Origin of the sequence: uncultured Draconibacterium sp. (genome assembly GCF_913060805.1) — a bacterium.
Taxonomy (GTDB): domain Bacteria; phylum Bacteroidota; class Bacteroidia; order Bacteroidales; family Prolixibacteraceae; genus Draconibacterium.
Genome location: NZ_CAJXTC010000052.1, coordinates 22,741 through 30,681 on the forward strand (window position 1 = coordinate 22,741; position 7,941 = coordinate 30,681).

At 42.2% G+C, this 7,941-nt stretch carries 5 protein-coding genes; 4 read left to right on the forward strand and 1 reads right to left on the reverse strand.

Going from position 1 to position 7,941, the window contains the following annotated elements; translation table 11 throughout:
* Positions 1–21: 21 nt before the first annotated feature.
* The gene (locus QZ576_RS20900) at positions 22–2,106 is read right to left on the reverse strand and encodes a helix-turn-helix domain-containing protein (protein WP_297101079.1); all 2,085 of its coding nucleotides are present in this window, start codon (positions 2,104–2,106) and stop codon (positions 22–24) included.
* Positions 2,107–2,617: 511 nt separating this feature from the next.
* On the opposite strand from QZ576_RS20900, the gene QZ576_RS20905 reads away from it, so the two are divergent.
* The 4 genes from QZ576_RS20905 to QZ576_RS20920 all read left to right on the forward strand — a co-directional run bounded on the left by QZ576_RS20905 (position 2,618) and on the right by QZ576_RS20920 (position 7,354).
* Positions 2,618–4,342 carry an acyltransferase family protein gene (locus tag QZ576_RS20905; RefSeq protein ID WP_297101082.1) on the forward strand — a complete coding sequence of 575 codons (1,725 nt, stop codon included), beginning with the start codon at positions 2,618–2,620 and terminating at the stop codon, positions 4,340–4,342.
* 10 nt (positions 4,343–4,352) lie between these two features.
* Positions 4,353–5,549: a serine hydrolase gene (locus QZ576_RS20910; protein WP_297101085.1), complete on the forward strand. Its 1,197-nt coding sequence runs from the start codon at positions 4,353–4,355 to the stop codon at positions 5,547–5,549.
* Between the two features lie 184 nt (positions 5,550–5,733).
* Positions 5,734–6,561 (forward strand): C-GCAxxG-C-C family protein, encoded by an 828-nt coding sequence (locus tag QZ576_RS20915; protein ID WP_297101089.1) that lies wholly within the window; start codon positions 5,734–5,736, stop codon positions 6,559–6,561.
* Positions 6,562–6,685: 124 nt separating this feature from the next.
* Positions 6,686–7,354, forward strand: a complete 669-nt coding sequence (locus QZ576_RS20920; RefSeq protein ID WP_297101092.1) for a porin family protein — start codon at positions 6,686–6,688, stop codon at positions 7,352–7,354.
* Positions 7,355–7,941 lie beyond the last annotated feature (587 nt).

The window sequence follows — 7,941 nt, forward strand, 5'->3', positions numbered from 1 at the left end:
GATGAGGGGCTTTTTTATGCGCTATAAAAGCCCTTTGTTTTGCAACGATTTCTCGATGCGTTTGTGGTAAGCATCGAATTTGCTCTCAATTTCGCTGAACACTTTTTTATATTCCGGATGTTTCTGCAAATTGTCCATCATTGGATCGATCGGTGTAAAAAGAATCGTCCAGTAATGAAAGTTATCCTGCTTTGTGAAAGCCTTTAAGTATTCGATGGCCTTGTCGTTATCTCCATTGTAAGAGTAGTAAAATGCCAGCGAAAAGTTGCTGTAAATGGATGGATCGTTTTCTGCCCATGTTTTGTATTCTTCAAAATATTTATCCGAAAGTTCTTTCTGACCTGTTTTGTCGAAAGAAACTGCAATTTTACCATTTTCCGATTGGTTAATATTAAGATTATATTGTTCTCTTACATCCACAAAAGCTTTGTAATAAATAGCTGCTGTTTCAAAATCGCGCAGATAGTAATAAGATTTTGCCACTTCCTGCAAAATATCAAGGCGGGTTTTGTCTTTTTCAAATGTAGTCAGTAATGACTTATTGAGCTGGTTCAAATCTTCATTCTTCGCAAATTGGATATACGCTTGAACGTATTGCGAATAAAGATTTTCCGGCAGATAATCCAGTGAGCGTTCAATATATTTTTCCGCTTCATCAACAAAACCCGATTGGATAAATGCATTGCTGATGTGCAGGTAACTGTAGCTCGCTGCTGATGAATCGTAGGCGGCAACAATATCAATTTCAAGCCCTTTTAACGCATACTCGAGGTACTTCTCTGTATTGGGTAAATAATTCACGTATAATTCAACCAGAAAGATTAAAACCACATCAGAATTAGGGCTGATCTCCAGCGCCTTTTCAAAATAGGGAAGTGCCAGTTCGTATTCGCTGTGCTCCATGTAAAAAAGCGCTTTGGCAGTTAAACTCTGCGGCAATTTCGAGTCGTAAAAAAGTGCCTGGTCGGCATAATAATTTATGGAGTCGGCATATTGTTTTTCCGTTTTGTTTTGGTCTAAAAGATAAAAGGCGATGGCAATGCCTGCATAAGAACGGGCAAACTCTTCATCGTGTTTTATCGCTTGTTTGAAATACGGAATTGCCGCTAGCAGGTTTTCGTCAGTTGGTTTTCCTAGCAAATCATATCCCTTCAAAAACAGGTCGTAAGCTACCAGGTTGTTGGTCGGTGCCTTTTCAATGCGTTTTATTTCCTCCGGAGTAACAATGGCCTCAATTTGTTCGGCAATACTTTTTGCAACATCCGCCTGAAGCGTGAAAATGTCTTTTGTGTCGCGGCGGTATTGCTGGCTCCACAAATGTTTATCCGTTTTGGCTTCTATCAATTGTATGTTGAGAAGAATCTGGTCGCCAATTTTCTGTCCGCTGCCTTCAATCAGGTAGGTGGCATTTAGTTCCTTTGCAATTTCGGGTGTCGATTTTGGATTGTTACGGTACTGCTCAACCGAGGTGCGGCTGATCACTCTCAAATCCTGAATTTGTTGAAGGTTGTTAAGTGTTGCTTCCATTAGTCCGTTAATGATATAAACGTTGCTGGTGTCGTTGCTGTCGTTTAAAAATGGCAGCACGGCAATTGATTTTATTCTATTATTTGTTTCCGAAGCCGGGCGTAAAACAAAGTATAATACTGCTGCAATTATTGCAATGGCAAAAAAGGATAGTAATAAAACCGGAAACTTCTTTTTCTGAACGGGTGCCTGCATCTCCTGTTCAGTTTCCGTGACCTGCTCTTGCTGTTCATCCGGCTCTTCGTGATTACCCATTTCTCCGGGAGGGTAACCATACAACTCGCGGAAGCATTTGATAAAATACGAAGGGCTGCCAAAACCAACCTTGTACGAAACTTCCGAAACGGTATACGAACCTTCCTGAAGTAATTCGGCCGCAAACTTTAAACGCACGTTGCGAATAAACTGGCTGGCGGATAAATCGGTGATCTTTTTGATCTTTCGCAACAGATTCGAGCGACTCATTCCAACCGCATCTGCCAACTCCGATACACCAAATTGCTCGTTAGAAATGTTCTCCTCAACCAACTGAGTTATTTGATTTAGAAAGTTATTTTCTGCGGTGTTAAGATTCGGCATCGTTGTTAGCTTCGGATAAATACGATCCTAAAAATACAAAAACTGTTCGTTTGTAGCTTATTTCAGCCCTTCTTTTGGAATATCTGTTATATTTTATGCTCCATTGTTACGTCATGCTGAACTTGTTTCAGCATCTCACACGCAATAAAATCAACTTAAAGTAAATAGACCCTGAAATAAATTCAGGGTGACACCATGGCCATGATTGATTATGAATATTCAAAGTCAAAGAATTGAAATTAGGTCATCTTTGTGCACTTTGTGTCTTCGTGGTCTAGTTTAAAATCGATGTTTTTCTTCGCTTTCCGGAATCCTTGTTTAGCAGGCTTTTCAGGGCTTTGCATCACGTGTTGCGCCATAATTTATATGCTTGCGTCATAAGTTTTAAGCCTTCAGCAAACTTCATATTCTTGGCTGCATAGTTCATTAGACCTGCGTCACGCTTCACCCGACCTTTACATCAACGAAAACAACGGACATCGCGCTAACGATTTCCACAAAAAATTAAATCATGAAAACACGAATTTATTTTCTCGACCATTTAAGAACATTAATGATCTTTCTTGTTGTGGTGTTGCACTCAGGATTGGTTTATGAACATGTTTTGCAAAACTCCTGGATCGTTGTTGATCCTGTAAAAGCAAATTCAATCGGAATGATCCGTTTGTATCTCGACCTTTTTATAATGTTTACGATCTTCTTTATCTCCGGCTATCTGGTTCCGATGTCGCTGAAATCAAAAACATCAATCGAATTTATTAAATCAAAAGTGAAACGTATTTTAATTCCCTGGGTAATCGCCGTTTTTACTTTGATCCCTGCTTACAAATTCATCTTTTTGTATTCACGAGGTTTACCACAGGAAGAATGGTTCTCGTACTTCCACTTTTTTGAAAGGGCCGGTAGCGACCTGAGTTTTTATGCCAATAATCCGGCACAAAACTGGTTGTGGTTTTTACCGGTGCTGTTTCTATTCCAGGTGATTTATTTGATATTGGCAAAAACTAAAGTGCTGTCGTTAAAAATAAACCTAAGAACTGCTGTAATCGTAATGTTTGTGGTTGGAGTTGTATCCAGTGTAACCATTGCTCAAATGGGACTTAATGGCTGGTACGATTCTGCAATCCTGCATTTTCAACGCGAGCGTTTGCTGGTTTACTTTATGTCATTTTTGCTGGGTACGCTTTGTTACAAGTTGAAAGTATTCGAATCAACTAAAAAGAACAAACGACTTTACATTATTGCGAATGTTGTGTTGACTTTCACACTGGGTCTCTTTACCGCTGTTGCACTGAATACCTTTTTCAATATCATCGATCCGGGACGTAACTACTATTTTATTTCGCAGTTTGCCGACCGTGTTGCTTATTACGCTTTTGGCCTGGCATCGCAACTTACTTTGCTGTATGTATTCCTTTACGGTTTCCGTCACAGCCTAAATAAAAGGTACGCGATAATGGACGAACTGAACCGCAATTCTTACTCAGTTTATATTATTCACACTATTGTATTGGGTGTAGTTGCACTGTCGATAATGGCATTACCAATTCCACCAATGGTAAAATTCCTTATAGTTACACTATTAACCTTTGGCCTTTCAAACCTGCTTATTTACTCGTGGCGAACAATCCGTCAGCGCGAGATCAATACAAAAACCGTTGCTACTGCAATTATGTCGGTAGTGATTATTATGGCTGCTTTTACTGCATATCCCGGAACAACAAACAATGAAGAACAGAAAACAGAAACAACAGAAACTAGCACAGCGCCTCAAAGTGGGAACAGTTTACACGCAGCAGTAATTGCCGGCGATTTGGAAGCCGTAAAAACCATAATTGCATCGGGAGCCGATTTGAATGAAAAAGAACCAGCTGGCGGTTCAAGTCCATTAATGACTGCCAGCGTATTTGGAAGAACAGAAATTGCCAAAGTACTAATCGACGCCGGTGCCGACCTGAACGTAACCAATAACGATGGTTCTACCGCACTGCACACCGCTGCTTTTTTCTGCCGCACCGAAATAGTTAAAGCTTTATTAAACAAAGGCATCGATACTTCCGTAGTAAATAATTCAGGTGCTACAGCTGCGCAGTCGGTTATGGCTCCCTTTGAAGCAGTAAAAGGAATCTATGAATATTTTGCGAAAGTATACGAGCCGCTCGGACTTCAACTCGATTTGAACAGGATTGAAAAAACTCGCCCTGTAATTGCTGAAATGATATCAACTAACTCATAAACTTAGAGTCATGAAACTGCTAATCGGAAGAATGTTACTCATACTGGTTATACTGCAGGCAGTATTGGGAGCCAGCTCGTGTAACAATAAAAAAACGGAGGAGGTTGTTTTAACTCCTCCTGCAGAAATGCACGATGGAATTAAGGTGGGCACACCTGCTGATGCCAATATCGATGAACGCTTTATTCAGGATGCCATTCGCAAAATATACGCCGGTAAATTTGGTGAGATCCATTCAATGTTGATCTACAAAAATGACAAACTGGTTGTTGATGAGTACTTCCCGGGATATCTGTATGCATGGGACAAACCCTATTACCATGGAGACTATGTAGAATACGGACCGGAAACGTTACACAGCGTAATGTCGGTAACAAAAAGTTTTGTGTCGGCATGTATCGGAATTGCCATCGATAAAGGTTTTATTAAAAGTGTTGATCAATCCATTTTCGATTACCTGCCCGAACATCAACATCTGAAAACCAATAACCGCGAATACATTACGATTGAACACCTGCTTACCATGACCTCAGGATTGGCCTGGGACGAATGGAGCGCCGCCCACGGCACCGAATCGGCCAACGACATGGACCGCTTGTATTTCGCTTGCGACGACCCGGTAACTTGTGTTTTAGATCGTGAATGGTGGGCCGAACCCGGAACATTTTTTACCTACAACGGTGGTGGTATTGTAATTCTTGGTGAAATTTTAAGAAACGCAACCGGACTGGATCTCGAGGAATTCTCGAAAAAGTATTTGTTCGAACCGCTGGGAATTAAAGAAGGTACGTGGATGAAATATCCTGATGGTGTAGTTGTTGAAGCAGCCAGTTCGCTGAGTGTTACTCCGCGCGATATGTTGAAACTGGGAATTACCTACCTCGATAACGGAATGTGGAACGGCAAGCGCATCCTGCCGGCAGATTGGGTGGCAAAAAGCTCAACTGTTTACAATAACAACGTTGGCATAAAATTGCCCATTGAAGATTCGGGTAAAAACGGTTACTGTTACACCTGGTGGCAAAGCGAGTTATACCACGGTGGCAAAAACATAAAAATGTATCGTGCCAATGGTTGGGGCGGACAGGTAATTATGGTTTTCCCCGATTTGGATATGACCGTGGTTTTCACCAGTGGAAACTGGGCCGGAAAATCGAAGTTGTTTAAGTTGGTACGTCAGTATATTCTGCCTTCGATTGAAATGTAAACAGAAAGAGTTAATGTGTTACAGTAATGAAAGAGATTGCTTCACTACGTTCGCAATGACATCAACTGAGTATCTTTTAGAAAGGAGAGGCCGCTTGGCAGCTTGCTGCCAAGCAGCCTCTCCCAGATAAATAAATAATGCCGGTCATTGCGAGCGAAGCGAAGCAATCTAAAACTAATAAAAAATGAAAAACACTTGTTCAGCAAGAAAAGAAGCCCGCAGCCTCCTGTTTAAAGTGGGGTGCACCGGGGCAATATATGCGGTGGTAAATAAAAATTTCGGACAGCGCGACAGTGAAGTTGAGAAGGCAACCGGACCGTTATGTGGCGGTATTTTGCAAGAGGGGCACCAATGTGGAATGCTTTGGGGAGCCGCTCTTGCTGCCGGTGCCGAGGCTAACCGAAGAATGAAAGACCCAAACACTGCCACTAAGCTGGCCATCTCTGCTGCGCGCGATTTGGTCGATTCCTTTACCCAACGAAAAAAGAGCGTTAACTGCCGCGATATTACAAACTGTAACCAGAAATCAACGCTGGGGCAGATTAAGTTTTTTATAACCGGAAAACCCTTAAACTGTGCCCGATTGATTGGCCGATGGGCACCCGAGGCAATTGCTAGTGCAGATAAAAGCCTGGCTTTAATGCCGGAAACTTCTGCAACTCCCATTGTAAGTTGCGCCAGTATTGTAGCCGAGAAAATGGGAGCGAGCAAAGAAAAAGCAATGATGCTGGCCGGTTTTGCCGGTGGTATCGGACTGAGCGGGAATGCCTGTGGCGCACTTGGCGCTGCGGTTTATCTCGGTGCTGAAAAGTGGTTCCGCGAGAATCCCGGAGAAGTACGGTTTATCGTTCCCGGAGCGGAAGAAATGATGCGCGATTTTCTGATCGAAAACAGGGGAGAAGTACGTTGCAGTAAAATATGCGGACAAACGTTTGCTACGGCCGAAGAACACTCGGAATATATTCGAAACGGTGGATGTGAGAAATTGATTGATTTGCTGGCATCTGCTTAATTATAAGTTTAATTGTTTTTGAAACGCTTCTCTGTAGTGCAGGGAAGCTTTTTGCATTAATATCCCCCCTAACATAAACCGATTTAGTAACGTATAGAAAGCTATAACCCAAAAATCGAACGTTATGAAAATAGTTACTCGTTTATTCGTTTTGGCTGTCTTTATTGTCTTTTCGGGCAGCCTGTTTGCGCAAACCATTGGCGTTAGAGCCGGCTATTCGTTGTCTGATCTGTTTTTGGAAGAAGGCGGCGAATCTGCCAGCGAAAATTTTAGTATGCGGTCGGGATTTCACCTGGGGCCTACATTTGAATGGGATATAAACGAAGGCGCCGGCATTGAAACAGCTTTGTTGCTTACAACAAAAGGGGTTAAACAGGATGAGTCGGAGTCGTACGAAGGAATTACTTATAGTTCAAAAGCAAAAGTTAATCTTTGGTACCTCGATATTCCCGTGTATGGAAAATTGTATGCCGATGTTGCCAAGACACGGATTTACGGAATGGCCGGTCCGTACGTTGGTATTGGGCTTAGCGGAAAAACCAAAATGGAAGAATCCGGTGGAGGAGAAAGTTACGATGAAGAGTGGGATATTGTGTGGGGCCCCGATGAGGACGACGATTTGAAACGTCTTGAGCTTGGTTTAGCCGTTGGTGGAGGTATTGAGATCAACTCCTTTTTATTTGAATTTACAAGTCACTTTGGCCTGAACAATATTTCACCACAATCCGATTACGACATCGTTGCCCGAAACCGTGCGTTTATGTTTTCGCTGGGGTATAAGTTTCATAAATAGAATTCTACTGCCCCTCGTTTGCAACGACTACGGTGTCCACACAACTTAAATATTCCCATTTTCAAATGATTCTGCAACATTTTTTCGTTCGGAACAAGCTGACCAATTCTAATCAATTTTAGACGCCGAACGATTTTTTATCGATCTTTTACCCGGTGCTTTGTGTCTTCGTAAACTCAGCCACTCGCACCGGGCTATTGCCTGTCGCCCACTTCGGGGCTTTAAGCACCAAGGGTGCGTAATCAATAGCCCGGGGGAAGCCCCCGTAGGGAGCGCAGCCCCGGGGCTAGAAGAGAAAAATGACAAAGGCGCAAATACTACCGGTTTTTGAAATACAACGCTACCTTGCGCCGCATATTAAAAGTCGATTGTAAAGCAGGACCCCTAAAATATTTGTGTGTACACCGTAGGTTGCAACGAGGGGTAAATAATCTTTGCATTTGTAATGCTATGTTCAGTCGTTAAAAACGACAGGATGTTAAGGAACGAAAGTAATATGATTCTCGGCAAACTCTCCCTCATTCCCTCTCTATTCTTATGAAACAGACAAGGGATTAATGTAATTTTGTAGGTACTCTTTTTCTTTT

Bases quoted from the DNA above. Each gene is read 5' to 3' on its own strand.
- QZ576_RS20900 (WP_297101079.1), bottom strand. From the start codon at position 2,106: ATGCCGAATCTTAACACCGCAGAAAATAACTTTCTAAATCAAATAACT.
- QZ576_RS20905 (WP_297101082.1), top strand. From the start codon at position 2,618: ATGAAAACACGAATTTATTTTCTCGACCATTTAAGAACATTAATGATC.
- QZ576_RS20910 (WP_297101085.1), top strand. From the start codon at position 4,353: ATGAAACTGCTAATCGGAAGAATGTTACTCATACTGGTTATACTGCAG.
- QZ576_RS20915 (WP_297101089.1), top strand. From the start codon at position 5,734: ATGAAAAACACTTGTTCAGCAAGAAAAGAAGCCCGCAGCCTCCTGTTT.
- QZ576_RS20920 (WP_297101092.1), top strand. From the start codon at position 6,686: ATGAAAATAGTTACTCGTTTATTCGTTTTGGCTGTCTTTATTGTCTTT.